This window comes from Winogradskyella immobilis (genome assembly GCF_021887715.1).
Lineage (GTDB): Bacteria > Bacteroidota > Bacteroidia > Flavobacteriales > Flavobacteriaceae > Winogradskyella > Winogradskyella immobilis.
Genome location: NZ_JAIQXX010000002.1, coordinates 84,700 through 103,604 on the forward strand (window position 1 = coordinate 84,700; position 18,905 = coordinate 103,604).

Here is an 18,905-nt window from a genome sequence, read left to right on the forward strand (position 1 = left end):
ACTAATTCTAAGTGTTTGATTTCTGTAAATCATTAAATTAGCACATACTTCATTGAAAATGGATTCCTGTCTACACAGGAATGACAACACAATACAATTATGATTAAATTTTTTCGAAAAATACGATACAACCTTATGGAGCAGAATAAAACAGGCAAACCTGCCTTGCCGGCAGGCAGGTACTTTAAATACGCCATTGGCGAAATTATCCTTGTGGTCATTGGTATTTTAATTGCTCTAAGCATTAATAACTGGAATGAAAGCAGAACACAAAATGTTGTAAAACAAGAGCTCATTGCTTCACTTATTGAAGATTTTGAATACAATAAAGATGCATTAAAAGTAAGCAGAAACTATGCCGATTCTCTATTTACAAATATGAATACGTTTCAAGAATTAATACAGAGTGGTACGCCTTTGGTCTCTGTAGACTCGCTACGACAACTTGCGCACTCACATTTTAGAGGTGCTATTTATGATCCCAACCTTACAGCATATGAAGAAGCGAAATCTACAGGTAATTTTAGTTTATTAAACAATAAAACACTGTCTGAACTATTTACTGTATTCATTAGAAATTTTGAAAATTACGAAGACCTAAATGATGAAGGTAGATATTCTTATTTTAATGGGTCATCCTGGGAGTTACGAAAAACAATAAATCTATCGTTAATAAGTGCTGATCAAAGCACTATAGACTCCCCTTTAACACAAACATTATCATATCAAGATTACAAAACTATGGTAAGCACATCACTAGCAAAAGCTGCATTACAAAATAGTAGTACTTTGTATTCGAATATTATTAGAGTATATGGAAATATGGATAACGCTACTACAAAAATTCTTGAATTGCTTTATGAGATGAAAGAAGAGTAATCATTATAGCTAAAATTCAACTTTTATCCTGCAAGGTTTTAAAACTCTTGTAGGTATAAAAAAATAAAACTCAAAAATTTACTCTTCAATAATATCTGGATATAAAAATTGATTGTACGGAAAACGTGTTACGTGAATATTTCGGACTTCTTTATACACGCGCTTTCTAAACTCGTCCATATTCTCTTTATTAATTGCTGATATAAACAAAGCGTTGTCTCCAACTCTACTCATCCAAGTACTTTTCCATTCGTCAATAGAATAATTAACCTCAGAACGTTCAGTAATTAAATCGTCTTCATCAAAAGGTTCTGCTTTATAAGCATCAATTTTATTAAAAACCATTATGGTTGGTTTATCCTTACTATCGATATCATCTAAAATCTGGTTGACAGAATCTATATGTTCTTCAAAATTAGAATGCGAAATATCTACTACATGTAATAACAAATCTGCTTCTCTTACTTCATCTAAAGTACTTTTAAAAGACTCTACTAATTGTGTTGGTAATTTTCTAATAAACCCAACTGTATCACTCACTAAAAATGGCAAATTACCGATTACCACTTTACGTACCGTAGTATCTAAGGTTGCAAACAATTTGTTTTCTGCAAAAACTTTACTCTTACTAATCACGTTCATTAATGTAGATTTCCCCACATTGGTATAACCTACTAAAGCCACTCTAACCAATTTACCTCGATTACCACGCTGAACAGCCATTTGCTTATCTATGGTCTTTATTTTAGCTTTTAATAATGCTATTTTATCACGTACAATCCGTCTATCAGTTTCAATTTCTGTTTCACCAGGGCCACGCATACCTATTCCTCCTTTTTGACGCTCAAGGTGCGTCCACATTCCTTTTAATCGAGGTAGTAAATATTGGCATTGCGCCAATTCTACTTGAGTCCTTGCATAGCTTGTTTGCGCACGTTGGGCAAAAATGTCGAGAATTAAATTGGTACGGTCTAAAATTTTACAATTCAGAATTTTACTAATATTTCGTTCTTGGGCAGGTGATAACTCGTCATCAAAAATAACAGTGCCTACGTCATTAGCTTCAACATAATCGAGAACATCTTCCATCTTTCCTGTGCCGATAAATGTCTTAGGATTAGGCATGTCCATTTTTTGCGTAAACCGTTTTAATACCTCTCCTCCTGCAGTATAGGTTAAAAACTCTAACTCATCTAAATATTCTTTAGAGCTTTCTTCATCTTGTTCTCTAGTGATTACACCAACTAAAACCGCTTTTTCTAAATGGATGTCCTTTTTTTCGAGCATAAATTAAATAAAGTACAAAGTTACATAATTGCCCAATGTAAAATTTAGGTTTTAAGTGTTATATTTAGCCTTATGAGTAAAGACAAATTATACACCATCGCATTTTATAATATTGAGAATCTATTTGATACCATTGATGATGAAAACACCAATGATGATGATTTTTTACCAACTTCAAAAAAACGTTGGACGACCAAACGTTATGAAAATAAATTGCGAAAATTAGGACAAGTTATATCTCAGATTGGAGATGAAAATACTAACACTCCTCCTGTTATTGTTGGTTTAGCAGAAGTAGAAAATAAACGTGTAGTTGAAGATCTTTTAAGCAGTAAATATCTTAAGTCGCATAATTATGATTTAGTCCATTACGATTCTTCAGACGAGCGTGGTATTGATGTTGCTTTAATTTACAATACCGATGTTTTTGAGGTTACTCATTCTGAACCTTTTGCTATTTATCTCGAAAATGAAAACGGAGAGCGAGATTATACAAGGGATGTATTATTAGTTACCGGACGATTACAAGGAGAACAAATTCATGTTATTGTTAATCATTGGTCATCACGTCGTGAAGGCGAAAAAGAATCTGAACCCAAACGTCTTGCTGGTGCTGATACTGTTAATAGAATTACTGAAATCTTAAAAACCAACTATACCGATCCTAAAATTATTGTTATGGGTGATTTTAATGACAACCCTAATAACAATAGTATCCGTTCTATTGAAGAAACATCTCAATTATACAACCCTTTTAAAACGGTTTTATCTAATGAAAAAGGCAGTATGAATTATGATTTTGAGTGGAACTTATTCGATCAGATTTTAATTTCTACTAATTTCTTTGATCCAAAATCTACATCGTTAGATTTTTATAAAGCTGATGTGTTTAATTCTAAGTTCTTAACTCAGTATCATGGAAAATATAAAGGGCAACCGTTTAGAACTTATGTTGGCAAACATTACAAAGGTGGTTATAGTGATCATTTTCCGGTATATATTGAGCTTGAAAAAGATCATTAACAATGAGAAAGCTCTGCATTATAATCGCATGCATTAGCGCTTTTCAGTTGTTCAGTCAACAAGACCCGCAGTATACACAGTATATGTATAATTTGTCTGTGATTAATCCGGCTTATGCAGGTTCTACGGAAAACCCAAGCTTTGGATTATTATACAGAAATCAATGGACAGGTATTGATGGAGCACCACAAACAGGAACGTTTTTTGGGCATACAGCATTAAAAAACAAGCTTGGTATTGGTGCTTCTGTAATTGCAGATCAACTCGGCCCTGTAAAAGAAACTAACGTATATGCTGATATTTCTTATACCTTAAAATTTGAATCAAATCATCGTTTGGCTTTTGGACTTAAAGTTGGAGCCACTTTCCATGATATTGGATTAAATAATCTCACGGTCTTTGATGCTAACGACCCTTTTTTTAGTGAAAATATAAACAGTACAACTCCTAATTTGGGAGTAGGTGTTTTTTATTATTCTGAAAATTATTATGCTGGAATTTCAGTGCCAAATCTTATAGATGCTGTTCATTTAAATACTAACGGAGTTAGGTTGGGTTCCGAAACACAACACTATTTTATAACTGCTGGATATGTGTTTAACCTATCAGAAAACACAAAATTAAAACCTTCTTTTTTAGTAAAATCGGCTTTTAACGCTCCTACATCTTTTGATGTAAATACAAATGTTTTATTGTATAATAAATTAGAATTAGGCGCTTCTTACCGTTATGATGATTCCTTTTCTGGATTAGTAAATGTTTATATCAACCCTAATTTAAGAATTGGTTATGCTTATGATGCTGTAACCTCTAATCTACGGCAATTTGCTTCAGCTTCTCATGAAGTTTTTATTTTATTGCAATTGCCATCAAAAGAAAAGGACCGAAGAATAAAATCCCCGCGTTTCTTTTAATATTAATTACCAATCCTTATAAGGGTTTTTACTTAAGGCAGAATTATAATATTTAGTATCACCTGTAACTTCTTCTCCAAGCCAACTGGGTTTTTCAAAGCTTTCATTTGTAGATTCTAGCTCAATCTCAGCAATAATCAAGCCTTCATTATTTCCATAAAATTCATCCACTTCAAAGATATGATTCCCGCTTTTTATTTCATATCTAGTTTTATCAATAATGCCTTTTTCACAAAGTAAAAGCAATGCTGTAGCATCATCTTTAGAAATTTCTTTTTCCCATTCAAAACGAGATAAGCCATCATCCGTAGATTTTCCTTTTACAGTTAAAATTCCTCGATTATTTTTTAATCGTACTCTTACTGTACGTTGAGGATCTCTATTTAAAAAGCCTTGTTTTATACTGTACGATTTATAAGCTTCAGTTTTAAATCGATTTGAATTTACTAAAAATTTACGTTCTATTTCTATGTTCATATTTAGATATTATAAAAGGCATTTAATGCCTAAATTTACAGTATGCTAAGCGATTTACCAATCCGAAAAATTATTCATGTAGATATGGATGCCTTTTATGCTTCTGTAGAGCAACTAGATGATCCTAATCTAAAAGGGAAGCCAATTGCAGTTGGTGGCGGAGGAAAACGCGGTGTTATTAGTGCTGCAAGTTACGAAGCACGTAAATTTGGTGTTAAAAGTGCTATGTCTGGTCGGTTAGCAGAAAAACTATGTCCCGAGCTCATTTTTGTAAAGACTAATTTTACACGCTACAAAGAAGTCTCTCAAAATATTAGAAAAATTTTTCATGATTATACAGATCTTGTAGAGCCACTTTCTTTAGACGAAGCCTATTTAGATGTCACTGAAAATAAAGTTGGTATGCATAGTGCTTCAATAATAGCGCAAGAGATTAGGCAACGCATTTTTAAAGAAACAGGCTTGACTGCGTCAGCTGGCATTTCCATTAATAAATTTATAGCAAAAATTGCGAGTGATTGTAACAAGCCCAATGGCCAAAAAACAGTAAATCCTGAAGATGTATTACAGTTTTTAGAGGACTTAGATATCCGTAAATTTTATGGCGTAGGCAAAGTTACCGCTGAAAAGATGTATCAGAAAGGCATTTTTACTGGTAAAGATTTAAAATCTAAATCACTTGAATATCTCTCCGATAATTTTGGTAAATCTGGCCGTTATTATTACCATGTAGTTCGTGGTATTCATAATAGTGAAGTAAAACCAAATCGCATTCGAAAATCGTTAGCGGCAGAACGTACTTTTAGTGAGAACTTGTCTTCAGAAATTTTTATGCTTACAAAATTAGAACATATTGCAGAGGAAGTTGCCAAACGTTTATCTCATAGTAATGTTGCTGGAAAAACGGTAACTCTAAAAATAAAATATAGCGATTTTACACTACAAACTCGAAGTAAAACATTACCCTATTTTATAAGTGATAAAGCCATTGTATTAGAAACAGCTAAAAGTCTATTATATCAAGAAAAGTTAAGCAACTCGGTCCGGTTATTAGGTATTTCTTTATCTAATTTAAATACCGAGAACAAAACTTCTAAACCAATGGTTGTTAAAGAAAAGACAGTTAGTGTTCAGTTAAAGTTTGAGTTTTAAAAAGTTATTGTATCTTTTTAATATGAGAAAATATATATTCTACATTTTAATTACCAAAATAGTATTTGTTTCAAATGCTCAAGTCAATGAGGTTTGGAATTTTAATGTCGAAACCTATATCCACAATACATCCTACTACCATGAAAAAAATTTACCAATAGAGATTATAAAATTTAATGACCAAACGTACATTATCTTAACTCAAGATAAGAGTTTGATAAAAATGAATTTGTCTGGAGATATTATTTGGAAAAATGAAATCTCACGTTGTGCTACACAAGGAATTATTAAGTCTGATGATGAATCTATAATGATAATTTGCGGTAAACGATTAAAAAAATATAATTCTGATGGAGGTCTAGTATGGGAAAAAGACTATACTGAGATTTTAAAAGATACACATGCATTAATTAATGATATAACTTTAGGTGAAGATGGAATAATATATTTAGTTGGTCATTTTTGGTATCAGTCGTCTAAAATATTTATTTCCGCCATTGATATCGATGGTAATATTTTTTGGAATGAAATTTTTAATCAACGAAATATTGAATCAAATTCAGTAATTAAACCTAAAGAAATCCTCATAAATAATGATAACATTTTTATATTGGCGCAAGAACGTGCCAAAAATGGTTCTTTTCTATATACCACAGATTTATTTGGTAAAAATAGAAAAGAAGTAGGATTTCAATTTGAGATTACAAAAATAAAACCGTATAATAATGGCTTAAAGACAATTGGTAATTCTAGTGGTTTAAAGGACTATTTAATAATTACTAAGTTTGATGATAGTTTAAATATTTTGAAGCATAAAACATTTAAACTTCCTCGAAATATGGTCTATGAAAAGGCAACTCGATTCTATTCATTCAAAATATCAAAAAAGAAGTTTTACAAAACACATGAAACAGTCTATACTGTAAATGATTTTCAATATGTAAATGACGAAGAATTAATTGTTGTGGGTAACTCATTTGGTGATCCATGGATAATCAAAGTAAACGAGAATTCTGGTATTTTATGGAATTGGGCTAAAAAAGACAATAGATATTTCAAATTTGATAAAAAATATACCGAACATCGTTACACATATTCAACCATATCAAAAACAGGAGATGACTATATCTTAACAGGGATTGCCACAGAAAAGGATAATGACGAATGGCTTAAAACGTATATCAATTTATTTTTTAGAAAAATTAAATTAGATTAAGCTATTACAAATCACAACTTTCAATCTCAGTAACACGTAATGTATTCACCATACCTCGATTTTTAATTGGCATAGCAGCCAAACTGATGAGCATGTCTCCAACATCGAGATATCCTTTTTTACAAGCTATAGCATTTACATCTTCAATAGTTTCATCTGTACTCACAAATTTGTCGTAATAAAATGCAGTGACTCCCCAAAGCAAACTTAAACGTGTTAAAATGCGTTCGTTAGAGGTGAATACCAAAATATGTGATGATGGTCTCCATGCCGAAATTTGAAATGCTGTATAACCACTATTGGTTAATGTTGATATTGCTTTGGCACTAATTTCATTAGCCATTTTAGCGGCGTGATAACAAATAGATTTAGTAATGTATCTATTGGTACGAATATGAGGTGGTAATTGTGGCACCTCAATTAATGAAGAATCTTCAACACTACGAATAATATTTGCCATTTGCCGAATCACTTGAACAGGATATTTACCAACCGATGTTTCACCAGATAACATTACAGCATCTGCACCATCCATAACCGAATTAGCAACATCATTAACCTCAGCACGTGTTGGCGTAAGGCTAGTTATCATGGTCTCCATCATTTGAGTCGCAATAATAACAGGAATACGCGCTCGTTTTGCTCTATGTACCAATTGCTTTTGTACTAATGGTACTTCTTCTGCCGGAATTTCTACTCCTAAATCTCCACGAGCCACCATTAAACCATCACAATAAGCTACAATTTTATCAATATTTTCTACAGCTTCTGGTTTTTCAATTTTTGCTATAATTGGGATTTTTTCATCGCTATGTTCACTAATTAATTTTTGTAATTGCATTAAATCTTCAGCATGCCGAACAAAGGACAAAGCAATCCAATCTACTTTTTGTTTAATTGCAAAAATGGCGTCTTCAATATCTTTTTCAGTTAATGCAGGTTGAGAAATATTAGTATTAGGTAGATTTACTCCTTTTTTAGATTTTAATGGACCTCCTTGAATAACTTTTGCTTTTACTTCCGTTTTTTTATCTGTAGAGACCACTTCAAAAATTAGTTTTCCATCGTCTAATAGAATGCGTTCACCCTTTTTAGCATCTTGTGGAAAATTATCATAAGTCATATAAACTCGATCCTTAGTCCCTTCAAAACGTTCGCCAGTAGCAAAAATAATTTCATCTCCTGGGTTTACTACAACCTCTTCTTTCATTATTCCTACACGCAATTTTGGGCCTTGTAAATCCGCCAAAATAGCTGCATTGTAATCATGCTTTTTATTTAATTCTCTAATCATCTTAATACGGGCTTTTACACCGTCGTAATCTGCATGAGAAAAGTTAATTCTAAATACATTTGCGCCTTCTTCTAACATGGCTTTTAAAACCTCTTTCTTGCTTGTTGCCGGTCCTAATGTTGCTACTATTTTTGTTTTTTTATTTACCATTAATTCTAAAAAATTAAATGTTCTTTTGATTTTATTGTATCCAAATCAATTTGGTAACTTGTTATAATTTGAGGTATTGTTTGTAACTTATCTATAATGAGTTTTTCATTTACATTTTGTATTTCATTAGAGATTTTAACAAAGTAATCCACTTGTTTTAATTCGGGGATTAAGTTATAAGTCTTTAAAGTTCTATTTTCATTACTAAAAAGTGTTCCTGTACTATATAAACTTTCTTCTTCTTTTTTACAAACGTTAGCAATTAAATTCCAAGTAATATAATCTGAAGAATTGTTCCATTCATATATTGAATACGATGAAGATGTATAATTGAAATCTAAATCATTAGGATTGCGCTCTAATTTTAGATTTAAACTTTGGTTTAATAAATAAGCTAAACGATAATCTTCTAAACGGCAATGAATGGCTATTAACTTGTAAGTAGCGTCATAAAAATCATCAACTAAAAGTTTATGTAGTGCCATGTTTAACCCTATTATATCTGTAAATATAGTGCATAAAACATATTTTAATGATAAGTTTATATGAAAGTTAACGTGTTTATATTACGAAAACGTTTTAGTTGTGTTAATTATACAGCAGCTAAATTATATTGGCTTTGTAATTTGTTTTTGGAATGCAAAAAAGGCGCGTTTAGACGCTTTTTCTTCAGCTTTCTTTTTTGAAGTCGCTCGTCCTTTTGCAATGACTTTTTCGTCAATACTCAACTTTACTGAAAAATGTTTTAATTCATCTTTACCTGTATCTTCGTATACATCATAATCAAAAGATTTTTTTTCTTTCTGGCACCATTCAATAAGTAAGCTTTTATAACTAATTACTTTCCCTTCTAAAGTTTCAATATCTACATAAGGAATTATCACGTTTTTATGTATAAATTTTTCGCAATAACTATAACCTCTATCTAGATATATGGCTCCAATAAGTGACTCAAAAAGATTTCCATGAATATTATCTCCAAAACTAGATTTTGAAATTCTACTTACCACAAAATCTATAAGTTTAAGATCTTTACCCAATTCATTTAAATGCTCTCTACTTACAACTTTAGAGCGCATCTTAGTTAAATAACCTTCATCTCCATGAGGCACTTGACCGTATAAATATGCTGCAATGATAGAACTTAACATCGCGTCACCTACAAACTCTAAACGCTCGTAATTAATTGGGTTGCCTTTTTTATCTTTAAGGTTCATAGACCTATGGGTAAAGGCTTTTCTGTATAAGGATTTGTTCTTGGGTTTAAATCCTAAAATGTTTTGAAGTTGTAAAAAAAAATTCCCGTCTTTTGAAGAGCGGGAATTTAGTATGTTACGAATGAAACTCATTCGGGATTTAATCTATTTTTTTGAATAATACGCAAGCATTGTGTCCGCCAAATCCAAAGGTATTACTCATTGCGACTTTAATATCTCGTTTCTGAGCTTTATTAAGTGTTAAATTTAATTCTGGATCTATGTTTTCGTCAACCGTTTCGTGATTAATTGTAGGTGGTATAATACCATTTTCTATTGCCAATATAGAAGCAATAGCTTCTACGGCTCCAGCAGCACCTAACAAATGACCTGTCATAGATTTTGTGGAATTAATATTTATGTTTTTAGCATGGCTGCCAAATACTTGAGATATAGCTTTTAACTCGGCAACGTCTCCAAGAGGAGTTGATGTACCGTGTGTATTAATATGATCTACATCTTCAGCATTTAGGCCCGCATTTCGTAAACAATTTTTCATTACCGCAATAACTCCTATCCCATCAGGATGTGGAGCCGTCATATGGTATGCATCAGAGGATAATCCTCCACCAACAACCTCAGCATATATTTTTGCTCCTCTTGCTTTTGCATGTTCATACTCTTCAAGCACAATAGAACCTGCTCCTTCGCCTAATACAAAACCATCACGGTTAGCATCAAAAGGTCTAGAAGCCGTTTCTGGGCTATCATTACGAGTAGACATAGCATGCATAGCGTTAAAACCTCCCATACCAGCAATAGTAACTGCAGCTTCACTTCCGCCTGTAATAACAACATCACAATGGTCTAAACGAATAGTGTTTAATGCATCAATCATTGAATTAGCAGATGACGCACATGCAGATACTGTAGTATAGTTAGGTCCCATAAATCCATGTTTAATAGATATGTTACCTGGTGCTATATCAGCAATCATTTTTGGTATGAAACGTGGATTAAATCGAGGAGTACCATCACCAGCAGCAAAGTTTAACACTTCTTCTTGAAATGTTTCTAAACCACCAATACCAGCTCCCCAAATAACGCCTACTCTTAATTTGTTTACTTTATCTAGATCAAGTTTTGAATCTGCAATTGCTTCATCAGAAGCCACCATTGCATATTGCGAAAACTTGTCCATTTGCCGTGCTAACTTTCTATCAATAAAATCAGTAACTTCAAAGTTTTTTATTTCACAAGCGAACTGCGTTTTGAACTTTTCAGCATCAAAATGTGTTACAGACGCAGCTCCACTTTTTCCATTAATTAGGCCATTCCAATACTCATCCTTGGTATTGCCTATGGGTGTAATTGCACCTAATCCGGTAACTACGACTCGCTTTAATTCCATAAAAATAAAGTTCTTATTTTGCTTCTTCTATATAAGAAATAGCTTGACCAACTGTTGCAATATTTTCAGCTTGATCGTCTGGGATTTGAATATCAAATTCTTTTTCAAATTCCATAATTAATTCTACAGTGTCTAATGAATCTGCGCCTAAGTCGTTAGTGAAGCTAGCTTCAGTTACAACTTCGTTTTCATCAACACCTAATTTGTCTACGATAATCGCTTTTACTCTTGATGCAATGTCTGACATAATCTTTTAATTTTAAGTTTTAATTAGAGGGCAAAAATAAAAAAACTTTATCTTAAAAATCACCTTTACAGTTAAAATGTGGATTTAATTATACATTTTATCCTTAAGTAATTCTAATTTGCGTTCTAATTGTAAATTATTATTCTTTTTTTTGTTGAAGTAATTCAACCTCTATCTGTAAATGAAACGTATTGTAATTTTTGCTTCCGGATCTGGAACTAATGCTGAAAATTTAATTAAGTTTTTTCACAACAGAGAGAATGTATCTGTTACTCAGGTACTAACTAACAATCCTCATGCCAAAGTTATAGAGCGCGCTAAAAACCTAAATGTTAGTGCATTATCATTTAACAGAATAGCGTTTTCAAAATCTGATGATGTCCTTAATGTATTAAAAGCTGCAAAACCAGATCTTATTGTTTTAGCTGGATTTCTTTGGAAATTTCCTGAATTTATTCTTAGTGAGTTTGAAAATAAAGTTATAAATATTCATCCAGCACTTTTACCTAAATATGGTGGAAAAGGTATGTATGGCATGCATGTGCATGAAGCTGTAGTAGCTAACAAAGAAACAGAAACAGGTATTACCATACATTATGTGAACGAAAATTATGATGAAGGAGCTATTATTTTTCAAGCTAAATGTAAAGTTTTAGAAAACGATACCGCTGAAGATGTTGCTACTAAAATTCATGAATTAGAAATGGAACATTTTCCTAAGGTAGTTGAAGAACTCCTTATAAAGGATATATAGATCTTAAAATAAAAGATCCTGAAACCATTTCAGGATGACGCATATGTCAAAGAAAAAGAAATATTACACCGTTTGGAAAGGTCATAAAACAGGAGTTTTTGAGTCTTGGAGCGATTGTAAAGCGCAAATTAAAGATTTTAAAGGTGCGCAATACAAATCTTTTTCTACGTTTGAGGCCGCTAAAAAAGCATTAAAAGACAATTACAAAAATTATATTGGTAAGTCTAAAACTTTTAAAAGTGAACTTACTGAAGCACAACTCAAAAAAATTGGGCAGCCCAATTATAATTCTATTTCTGTAGATGCAGCTTCTAGCGGAAATCCCGGAAAAATGGAATATCGTGGAGTAGATACTAAAACCAAAAAACAACTGTTTATACAAGGACCTTTTGAAGAAGGCACTAATAATCTTGGCGAATTTTTAGCACTAGTGCATGGTTTGGCATTTCTTAAAAAGAATAATAGCGACCGTATTATTTACACAGATTCTAAAACAGCGATGAGTTGGATTCGTAAAAAGAGTTGTAATACAAAGCTAGAGCGAAATGAAAAAAATAAATCCGTTTTTGAGTTAGTAGACCGAGCTATAACTTGGCTAAAAACGAATACTTACAAAACTACCATTGTAAAATGGGAAACCAAAGCTTGGGGAGAAATACCTGCTGATTTTGGGAGGAAATAATTTAATTGCCCAACCAAGTTTTAAATGGTTTTGAGCTGTTTCTACTTACTATAATTTCGTCTTCATCATAAGAGTTTAACTCAACCTTATATCTATTATTACTAAAAGAGCGTATCTCATTTATAAATGATTTATTGACAATAAATTTTCTGCTTACTTTAAAAAACAACTTCGGATTCAACTTTTCGTCCAAATTTATTAGTGCATCATTAATAACATAATTACAGGCGTTAGCCCTTAAATAAGTAACGTTATTTAAGCTAAAAAAACATTCGATAGCATCAGCTTTAATAATTTTAATTTTTTTGCCTACTCGTATTGCAAATTCTGTTTTATAAACACTAAGGTTTTCATCTTCAATAATTTGTTTTAATACTCTTATTTCATTTTCATTCTTGTAAAATACATCTGCTTTTTCAATTGCCTTTTCAAGATGTTCCTTTGTAATTGGTTTTAATAAATAAGACACACTATTGTAATCAAAAGCTTTGATGCTATATGCGCTATATGCCGTTGTAAATATTATTGGGACTTTAATCTCTACATGTTTAAAAATTTCGAAACATAAGCCATCTTCTAAATGAATATCTAAAAAAATTAAATCAACAGGTTCTTGGTTTTTAAACCATTGTACTGCAGATTTAATTGATTTTAAAGTGGTTATTATATTATAATTATAACCTTTTAGCTTTCGTTCTAACCGTCTGCTCGATACTATTTCATCTTCAACAATAACAACTCTCATTATAATTCTGGGTTTAATAAAGGCAGTTTAATTGTAAAATGTGCGTCATCTTGTTTTATTATCACTTCCTTATCTGTAAAATATGTATAGCGCTGTTTTATATTGTCTAAACCCGAAGGTTTTTTTGCATTTGAATCATTTTTAGAAACTCGAGTATTGCTAATTACTATATAGTTTTCTTCAATTGATAGGTCTATTTCTATTGGCATTTCTATACTAAGTATATTATGTTTTATAATGTTTTCTACAATCTGTTGTAATGCCATAGGGATTATATAAAAATGTTCTGTTGCATTAATTGTATTCTTAACTACTATGGCATTTTCAAAACGGACCTTTAATAAATCTAAATAGGTGTCTGCAAAAGATAATTCTTCTTTTAAAGTCACCAAATCTTTAGCTTCTTGATCTAAAAAGTAACGATATATAACTGCCAAATTCTCTGAAAACAAGACTGCTTTTTCTTGATTTTCTTCAATTAAACCTGTTAACACACTTATATTATTAAATAAAAAATGCGGAGCTATTTGTGTTTTTAATTGTTGATATTTTAATGATGCTTCTAGGCCTATTTGCTTTAAGCTTTCCTTTTCTGCTTTGTTATTAAAGTAAATGTTATACACATGTATAGTTAATGTCAATAATAATAAATAAGGGCCAATTAAAACCGTGCCTTGAATCATTTTAATTATATTACTGAAATCAGAAGATAAAATTAAAAATCTGAACCCTATAAATGGTAAAACTATAACATTGATAAAATATGTTATGCCAAATATTACATATGAATTGTACTCTTTCTTGTAGGATAAAACAATAGCGTAATAGACAATGCTAACTGATAATAACCCTAAAGAAAAAATTATAATTGAAAAACTTGACTCTACTAATTGATAGTTGAAAAAAGAATAAATACCTAAGTAAATTAATGATATTATCATCCAGGGCAATAGGATGTCTTTAAATTCAATTATCATAAAATCCTGTTTTTGCTTCCGCTTATTAGTCAATAAAGAATAAATCAAATAACTAATTACAGATATGATTCCTGATATCGTTCCGTTGAAAAGAAAAACATCATTAAATAAAGATAATGACATCCCTCTTTTATCAATAGAAAATTGAATCCATGCAAATACATAGGTTATTATAAATGACAATAAAAAAATAATACCAATAGATTTAAGAACTTGTTTAAAACTATATTTTTGAGGAGATTTAAATAAAATTACTGATATAAAACATGGTACAAAAAAGAGAGCTATCGTAAATATGCCTATTTCTTTAAAATTTGCTATAGCGTCTTCAAGGCTTTCAAGACTTATATTAACAAGGTAACCGCCTAAATTAATTGAACCAGATATTACTAATGCATAAATAAATGCGTTTTTTAACCTTTTATTCATAATTACAAGATATGTTAAACTCTAACAAATCTTATTGTTTTTAAAATTCTAAAAAAATAAAAAATAGTGAAGTGTTTCTTTTTAATAGTGAAAGGTTAAATTTTAACTAAATCTTTGTAATGCTTTAATTGATTTGGCAACTAATGCTTTTTAATATTAGTTGTAATGCTTAAACACATATTTTCAATTTTTCTTCTATTTACTTCTACGCTTTTACTAGCTCAAACGGATTGGACTTTAAAAAAAGATGATAATGGTATAAAGATTTATACCAGACCCGTTGCAGATGAGACTTTAGACGAGTACAAAGCAATTACAGTTGTGGATACAAGAATTGATAATGTTGTCTCAGAACTTTTAACGGCACCAAAATATGAGGATTCTTGCGAACCTGGAATTAGTTATTACATTAAACAATTATCAGATAATCAACATGTGTTTTATGCCCACAAACCACTACCATGGCCTATACGCGATAGAGATATCATTACGCTTTTAACTGTAGAAAAAATTTCAGATTTAAAATACAAATTAATTTTAGAGAGTTTACCAGATGCCATTCCTGAAAAAGAAAAAACTATTAGAATTAAAAAACTTATGGGCTACTGGCTTTTAGAAGCCGATGGTAATACTACAAAAATAACACAGCAGCTTTTTGTTAATCCTGAAGGCACATTACCCGCTTTTGTTATTAATAATTTACTTATAAAAGGACCTTTTAAAACTTTTTCAGAATTAAAGGAAACACTTAAAGATTCTGACGATAAGTTTTAAAACAATAAAAATATGAGTTTGCAATTAATCCCTGTATATTTGCACAGAAATTTGAAATTAATCTTATGAGTAAGTTAGTTATTGTTGGTACTGTAGCCTTTGACGCTATTGAAACTCCTTTTGGAAAAACCGACAAAATTCTTGGTGGTGCAGGTACTTTTATTGGCTTAGCAGCATCTCAATTTAAAGTAGATTCTGCTGTAGTATCTGTAGTTGGTGGTGATTTTCCTAAAGATTATTTAGACCTTATGTCTAATAAAAATATAGGCATCTCTGGCATAGAAATAGTTGAAGACGGAAAAACATTTTTCTGGAGTGGTAAGTATCATAACGACATGAACTCTAGAGACACTCTTGTAACTGAACTTAACGTATTAGCTGATTTTGAACCTAAAGTACCAGAAAATTATAAAGATGCTGAAGTTGTAATGCTAGGTAATTTACATCCGTTAACTCAAATGAGTGTATTGAATCAAATGCACAATAAACCAAAATTAGTTGTTTTAGATACTATGAATTTTTGGATGGATTGTGCACTAGACGATTTACATAATACAATAAAACATGTAGATGTTATAACTATTAATGACGAAGAAGTAAGACAATTAACTGGAGAATACTCTTTAGTTGTCGCTGCTAGAAAAATCCACGAAATGGGACCTAAATATGTGGTGATAAAAAAAGGAGAACATGGCGCGTTATTATTTCATGACGATAATGTTTTTTATGCTCCTGCTTTACCTTTAGAGGAAGTTTTTGATCCAACAGGAGCTGGAGATACTTTTGCTGGAGGATTTACGGGTTATTTAGCAAAAACATCTGATTTCTCTTTTGAAAACATGAAAAACGCTGTAATATATGGTTCAACATTGGCGTCATTTTGTGTAGAAAAATTTGGAACAGAACGCATGTTAGATTTAAATGCCGATGAAGTTAATAAACGCTTACAACAATTTAAACAGCTAACGCAATTTGAAATAGAATTGACATAAAACACAAACGCGCACAATTACGAGCGCGTTTTTTCATATAAAAAACAAACAACTCACAACACAACAACAATGAGTGACGCTTTAAAACACGAATGTGGTATTGCACAAATTAGACTCTTAAAACCACTAGAGTACTACAAAAAAAAATACGGAAGTGCTTTTTATGGTGTAAATAAAATGTATCTAATGATGGAAAAGCAGCATAACCGTGGACAAGACGGCGCTGGTTTTGCAAGTATTAAGTTAGATGCTAAACCTGGCGAACGCTATATTAGTAGAGTTCGTTCTACTGAACAACAACCAATTCAAGATATTTTTGCGCAAATTAATGCACGTATTAATAAAGAGTTAACTGAGCATCCTGAATATAATGACAATGTTGCCTTACAGAAGAAAAACATTCCATACATCGGCGAAGTACTTTTAGGCCATGTCCGTTATGGTACTTTTGGAAAAAATAGTGTAGAAAGTGTTCATCCGTTTTTAAGACAAAATAACTGGCAGCACAGAAACTTAATTATGGCTGGTAACTTTAACATGACTAATGTTAAAGAACTTTTTAATAACCTTATTGAACTTGGTCAACACCCAAAAGAATATACAGACACCATTACTATAATGGAAAAAATAGGTCATTTTTTAGATGATGCTGTTAGTAAAATATATAAAGATCTTAAAAAAGAAGGTTATAGTAAAAATGAATGTTCTCCTTTAATTGCAGAACGTTTAAATGTGGCTAAAATTCTAAGGAAAGCTGCTAAAAATTGGGATGGAGGTTATGCTATGGCTGGCTTATTAGGTCATGGAGATTCATTTGTGCTTAGAGATCCTGCAGGTATTAGGCCTACATATTATTATAAAGATGATGAAGTTGTTGTTGTTGCTTCAGAACGTCCTGTAATACAAACGGTTTTTAATGTAGACTTTGATGAGGTTAAAGAATTAGAACCTGGTCATGCAATAATTACTAAAAAGTCTGGCGAAACTCAGATTAAAAAGATTTTAGAACCTTTAGAACGTAAAGCATGCTCTTTTGAGCGGATTTATTTCTCAAGAGGTAGTGATGCTGAAATTTATAAAGAACGTAAAGAGCTTGGACGTCTTTTAATGCCAAAAGTATTAGAAGCTATTGATAATGACACCGAGAACTCTGTCTTTTCTTTTATTCCTAATACTGCAGAAACTTCATTCTTTGGAATGATTGATACTGTTGAAGAACATCTTAATGAAAAGAAAACTGCAGCTATTTTAGCTGGTGAAGGTAAACTCTCAGCAGAACGCGTTACAGAAATATTACAAGAACGCCCTAGAATTGAAAAAATAGCGATTAAAGATGTAAAACTAAGAACCTTTATTACTGAAGATAGTAGTAGAGATGACCTTGTTGCGCATGTTTATGATGTAACTTATGGTGTGATTAAACCAACAGATAATCTTGTTATTATAGATGATAGTATTGTTAGAGGTACAACACTTAAAAAGAGTATCATTAAAATGATGGATCGACTTAATCCTAAGAAAATTGTTGTTGTCTCTTCTGCTCCACAAATACGTTACCCAGATTGTTACGGAATAGATATGGCTAATCTAGAAAGCTTAGTTGCTTTTAGAGCCGCTTTAGAGTTATTAAAAGACACTAACAATTATGGTATTGTAGAAGAAGTGTATCATAAATGTAAAGCGCAAACAAATCTTGAGGATAAAGATGTAAAGAATTTTGTTAAAGAGGTTTACGATAATTTTACTGATGAAGAAATCTCTGATAAAATTTCAGAATTATTAAGTGATAAAAACGTTAATGCAGAAGTTAAAATTATTTTTCAACCTGTAGAAAATTTACATAAAGCTTGTCCTAAAAATTTAGGGGATTGGTACTTTACTGGTGACTATCCTACAGTTGGAGGTAACCGTGTGGTTAACAGAGCATTTATTAATTTCTTTGAAGGCAACAAAGAGCGAGCATATTAAAGAAAATTATTCGTTTTATCGATAATTTTACTTCTTTCAGCCAAAAAAAATGCATTTCATCTATTATTTGATCGCATTTTAACAAAATAAATCTACCTTGTTACCACCATAACATAAGTAGGTTAAGTTCATGGTAGATTTGGGGCAAAAAAAGGTGATTTTACGATCACCTTTTTTTATGCACATAACTTAAACAAGCTATTTTTATTTTAAGGAAATATTAATGTCCTTTCATCGGTTAGCCTAATTTATAAGTAGTTCATCTGTTATTTTACTTTTATTAAAAAGTGTTAATATATATTTGCTTCACCATAACATAAGTAGGTTAAGTTTATGGT

General features: G+C 31.3%; 19 protein-coding genes. 10 read left to right on the forward strand and 9 right to left on the reverse strand.

All coding sequences use genetic code 11. The annotated features are described in order from the left end of the window. The first annotated feature begins 135 nt into the window (after positions 1-135). Positions 136-879 (forward strand): DUF6090 family protein, encoded by a 744-nt coding sequence (locus tag K8Z87_RS01915; RefSeq protein WP_227475785.1) that lies wholly within the window; start codon positions 136-138, stop codon positions 877-879. Between the two features lie 78 nt (positions 880-957). Here K8Z87_RS01915 and hflX read toward each other — a convergent pair whose 3' ends face one another. Continuing rightward, entirely contained in the window at positions 958-2,166 is a 1,209-nt protein-coding gene (gene hflX, locus K8Z87_RS01920) for a GTPase HflX (protein WP_227475786.1), read from the reverse strand. Between the two features lie 72 nt (positions 2,167-2,238). Here hflX and K8Z87_RS01925 point away from each other — a divergent pair, with 72 nt between their 5' ends. Both K8Z87_RS01925 and K8Z87_RS01930 read left to right on the forward strand, forming a co-directional pair. Then, positions 2,239-3,189: an endonuclease/exonuclease/phosphatase family protein gene (locus K8Z87_RS01925; RefSeq protein WP_227475787.1), complete on the forward strand. Its 951-nt coding sequence runs from the start codon at positions 2,239-2,241 to the stop codon at positions 3,187-3,189. Positions 3,190-3,191: 2 nt separating this feature from the next. Further along, positions 3,192-4,103: a PorP/SprF family type IX secretion system membrane protein gene (locus K8Z87_RS01930; protein WP_227475788.1), complete on the forward strand. Its 912-nt coding sequence runs from the start codon at positions 3,192-3,194 to the stop codon at positions 4,101-4,103. Between the two features lie 6 nt (positions 4,104-4,109). On the opposite strand, the gene K8Z87_RS01935 is transcribed toward K8Z87_RS01930, so the two are convergent. After that, positions 4,110-4,580, reverse strand: coding sequence for a CYTH domain-containing protein (locus K8Z87_RS01935; RefSeq protein ID WP_227475789.1), 471 nt, complete (start codon positions 4,578-4,580; stop codon positions 4,110-4,112). Positions 4,581-4,622: 42 nt separating this feature from the next. Between K8Z87_RS01935 and dinB the strand changes: the two genes are divergently transcribed. Both dinB and K8Z87_RS01945 read left to right on the forward strand, forming a co-directional pair. Beyond that, on the forward strand, positions 4,623-5,732 hold the full coding sequence (gene dinB, locus K8Z87_RS01940) for a DNA polymerase IV (RefSeq protein ID WP_227475790.1): 1,110 nt from the start codon (positions 4,623-4,625) through the stop codon (positions 5,730-5,732). Positions 5,733-5,754: 22 nt separating this feature from the next. After that, positions 5,755-6,948, forward strand: a complete 1,194-nt coding sequence (locus K8Z87_RS01945; RefSeq protein WP_227475791.1) for a hypothetical protein — start codon at positions 5,755-5,757, stop codon at positions 6,946-6,948. Positions 6,949-6,952: 4 nt separating this feature from the next. On the opposite strand, the gene pyk is transcribed toward K8Z87_RS01945, so the two are convergent. The 5 genes from pyk to K8Z87_RS01970 form a co-directional block, all read right to left on the reverse strand. Further along, entirely contained in the window at positions 6,953-8,392 is a 1,440-nt protein-coding gene (gene pyk / locus K8Z87_RS01950) for a pyruvate kinase (RefSeq protein WP_227475792.1), read from the reverse strand. A 5-nt stretch (positions 8,393-8,397) separates the two neighbouring features. After that, entirely contained in the window at positions 8,398-8,877 is a 480-nt protein-coding gene (locus K8Z87_RS01955; RefSeq protein ID WP_227475793.1) for an IPExxxVDY family protein, read from the reverse strand. Between the two features lie 123 nt (positions 8,878-9,000). Continuing rightward, on the reverse strand, positions 9,001-9,741 hold the full coding sequence (gene rnc, locus K8Z87_RS01960) for a ribonuclease III (protein ID WP_227475794.1): 741 nt from the start codon (positions 9,739-9,741) through the stop codon (positions 9,001-9,003). Between the two features lie 7 nt (positions 9,742-9,748). Continuing rightward, a complete protein-coding gene (gene fabF, locus K8Z87_RS01965) occupies positions 9,749-10,999 on the reverse strand; it encodes a beta-ketoacyl-ACP synthase II (RefSeq protein ID WP_227475795.1) in 1,251 nt (416 codons plus the stop codon). Positions 11,000-11,012: 13 nt separating this feature from the next. Next, complete coding sequence (locus K8Z87_RS01970; RefSeq protein WP_008269813.1) at positions 11,013-11,246, reverse strand: acyl carrier protein; 234 nt, start codon at positions 11,244-11,246, stop codon at positions 11,013-11,015. A 181-nt stretch (positions 11,247-11,427) separates the two neighbouring features. On the opposite strand from K8Z87_RS01970, the gene purN reads away from it, so the two are divergent. Then, a complete protein-coding gene (gene purN, locus K8Z87_RS01975) occupies positions 11,428-12,000 on the forward strand; it encodes a phosphoribosylglycinamide formyltransferase (protein WP_227475796.1) in 573 nt (190 codons plus the stop codon). A gap of 43 nt (positions 12,001-12,043) precedes the next feature. Continuing rightward, complete coding sequence (locus tag K8Z87_RS01980; RefSeq protein WP_227475797.1) at positions 12,044-12,682, forward strand: ribonuclease H1 domain-containing protein; 639 nt, start codon at positions 12,044-12,046, stop codon at positions 12,680-12,682. Position 12,683: 1 nt separating this feature from the next. Here K8Z87_RS01980 and K8Z87_RS01985 read toward each other — a convergent pair whose 3' ends face one another. Together K8Z87_RS01985 and K8Z87_RS01990 are read right to left on the reverse strand one after the other, a co-directional pair. Continuing rightward, positions 12,684-13,427, reverse strand: a complete 744-nt coding sequence (locus K8Z87_RS01985) for a LytR/AlgR family response regulator transcription factor (RefSeq protein ID WP_227475798.1) — start codon at positions 13,425-13,427, stop codon at positions 12,684-12,686. Further along, positions 13,427-14,833, reverse strand: a complete 1,407-nt coding sequence (locus K8Z87_RS01990; RefSeq protein ID WP_227475799.1) for a sensor histidine kinase — start codon at positions 14,831-14,833, stop codon at positions 13,427-13,429. Before K8Z87_RS01990 ends, K8Z87_RS01985 begins: the two co-directional genes overlap by 1 nt. 165 nt (positions 14,834-14,998) lie before the next feature. Here K8Z87_RS01990 and K8Z87_RS01995 point away from each other — a divergent pair, with 165 nt between their 5' ends. From K8Z87_RS01995 to K8Z87_RS02005, 3 genes are all read left to right on the forward strand, one after another. Further along, positions 14,999-15,607: an START domain-containing protein gene (locus K8Z87_RS01995; protein WP_227475800.1), complete on the forward strand. Its 609-nt coding sequence runs from the start codon at positions 14,999-15,001 to the stop codon at positions 15,605-15,607. Between the two features lie 65 nt (positions 15,608-15,672). After that, positions 15,673-16,599, forward strand: a complete 927-nt coding sequence (locus tag K8Z87_RS02000) for a PfkB family carbohydrate kinase (protein WP_227475801.1) — start codon at positions 15,673-15,675, stop codon at positions 16,597-16,599. Positions 16,600-16,668: 69 nt separating this feature from the next. Further along, a complete protein-coding gene (locus tag K8Z87_RS02005) occupies positions 16,669-18,567 on the forward strand; it encodes an amidophosphoribosyltransferase (protein ID WP_227475802.1) in 1,899 nt (632 codons plus the stop codon). Positions 18,568-18,905: the final 338 nt, after the last annotated feature.

What these genes read in the sequence shown, in the direction of transcription:
- K8Z87_RS01915 (WP_227475785.1), top strand. Translation starts at nt 136, where the DNA reads ATGGAGCAGAATAAAACAGGCAAACCTGCCTTGCCGGCAGGCAGGTAC.
- hflX (WP_227475786.1), bottom strand. Translation starts at nt 2,166, where the DNA reads ATGCTCGAAAAAAAGGACATCCATTTAGAAAAAGCGGTTTTAGTTGGT.
- K8Z87_RS01925 (WP_227475787.1), top strand. Translation starts at nt 2,239, where the DNA reads ATGAGTAAAGACAAATTATACACCATCGCATTTTATAATATTGAGAAT.
- K8Z87_RS01930 (WP_227475788.1), top strand. Translation starts at nt 3,192, where the DNA reads ATGAGAAAGCTCTGCATTATAATCGCATGCATTAGCGCTTTTCAGTTG.
- K8Z87_RS01935 (WP_227475789.1), bottom strand. Translation starts at nt 4,580, where the DNA reads ATGAACATAGAAATAGAACGTAAATTTTTAGTAAATTCAAATCGATTT.
- dinB (WP_227475790.1), top strand. Translation starts at nt 4,623, where the DNA reads ATGCTAAGCGATTTACCAATCCGAAAAATTATTCATGTAGATATGGAT.
- K8Z87_RS01945 (WP_227475791.1), top strand. Translation starts at nt 5,755, where the DNA reads ATGAGAAAATATATATTCTACATTTTAATTACCAAAATAGTATTTGTT.
- pyk (WP_227475792.1), bottom strand. Translation starts at nt 8,392, where the DNA reads ATGGTAAATAAAAAAACAAAAATAGTAGCAACATTAGGACCGGCAACA.
- K8Z87_RS01955 (WP_227475793.1), bottom strand. Translation starts at nt 8,877, where the DNA reads ATGGCACTACATAAACTTTTAGTTGATGATTTTTATGACGCTACTTAC.
- rnc (WP_227475794.1), bottom strand. Translation starts at nt 9,741, where the DNA reads ATGAGTTTCATTCGTAACATACTAAATTCCCGCTCTTCAAAAGACGGG.
- fabF (WP_227475795.1), bottom strand. Translation starts at nt 10,999, where the DNA reads ATGGAATTAAAGCGAGTCGTAGTTACCGGATTAGGTGCAATTACACCC.
- K8Z87_RS01970 (WP_008269813.1), bottom strand. Translation starts at nt 11,246, where the DNA reads ATGTCAGACATTGCATCAAGAGTAAAAGCGATTATCGTAGACAAATTA.
- purN (WP_227475796.1), top strand. Translation starts at nt 11,428, where the DNA reads ATGAAACGTATTGTAATTTTTGCTTCCGGATCTGGAACTAATGCTGAA.
- K8Z87_RS01980 (WP_227475797.1), top strand. Translation starts at nt 12,044, where the DNA reads ATGTCAAAGAAAAAGAAATATTACACCGTTTGGAAAGGTCATAAAACA.
- K8Z87_RS01985 (WP_227475798.1), bottom strand. Translation starts at nt 13,427, where the DNA reads ATGAGAGTTGTTATTGTTGAAGATGAAATAGTATCGAGCAGACGGTTA.
- K8Z87_RS01990 (WP_227475799.1), bottom strand. Translation starts at nt 14,833, where the DNA reads ATGAATAAAAGGTTAAAAAACGCATTTATTTATGCATTAGTAATATCT.
- K8Z87_RS01995 (WP_227475800.1), top strand. Translation starts at nt 14,999, where the DNA reads ATGCTTAAACACATATTTTCAATTTTTCTTCTATTTACTTCTACGCTT.
- K8Z87_RS02000 (WP_227475801.1), top strand. Translation starts at nt 15,673, where the DNA reads ATGAGTAAGTTAGTTATTGTTGGTACTGTAGCCTTTGACGCTATTGAA.
- K8Z87_RS02005 (WP_227475802.1), top strand. Translation starts at nt 16,669, where the DNA reads ATGAGTGACGCTTTAAAACACGAATGTGGTATTGCACAAATTAGACTC.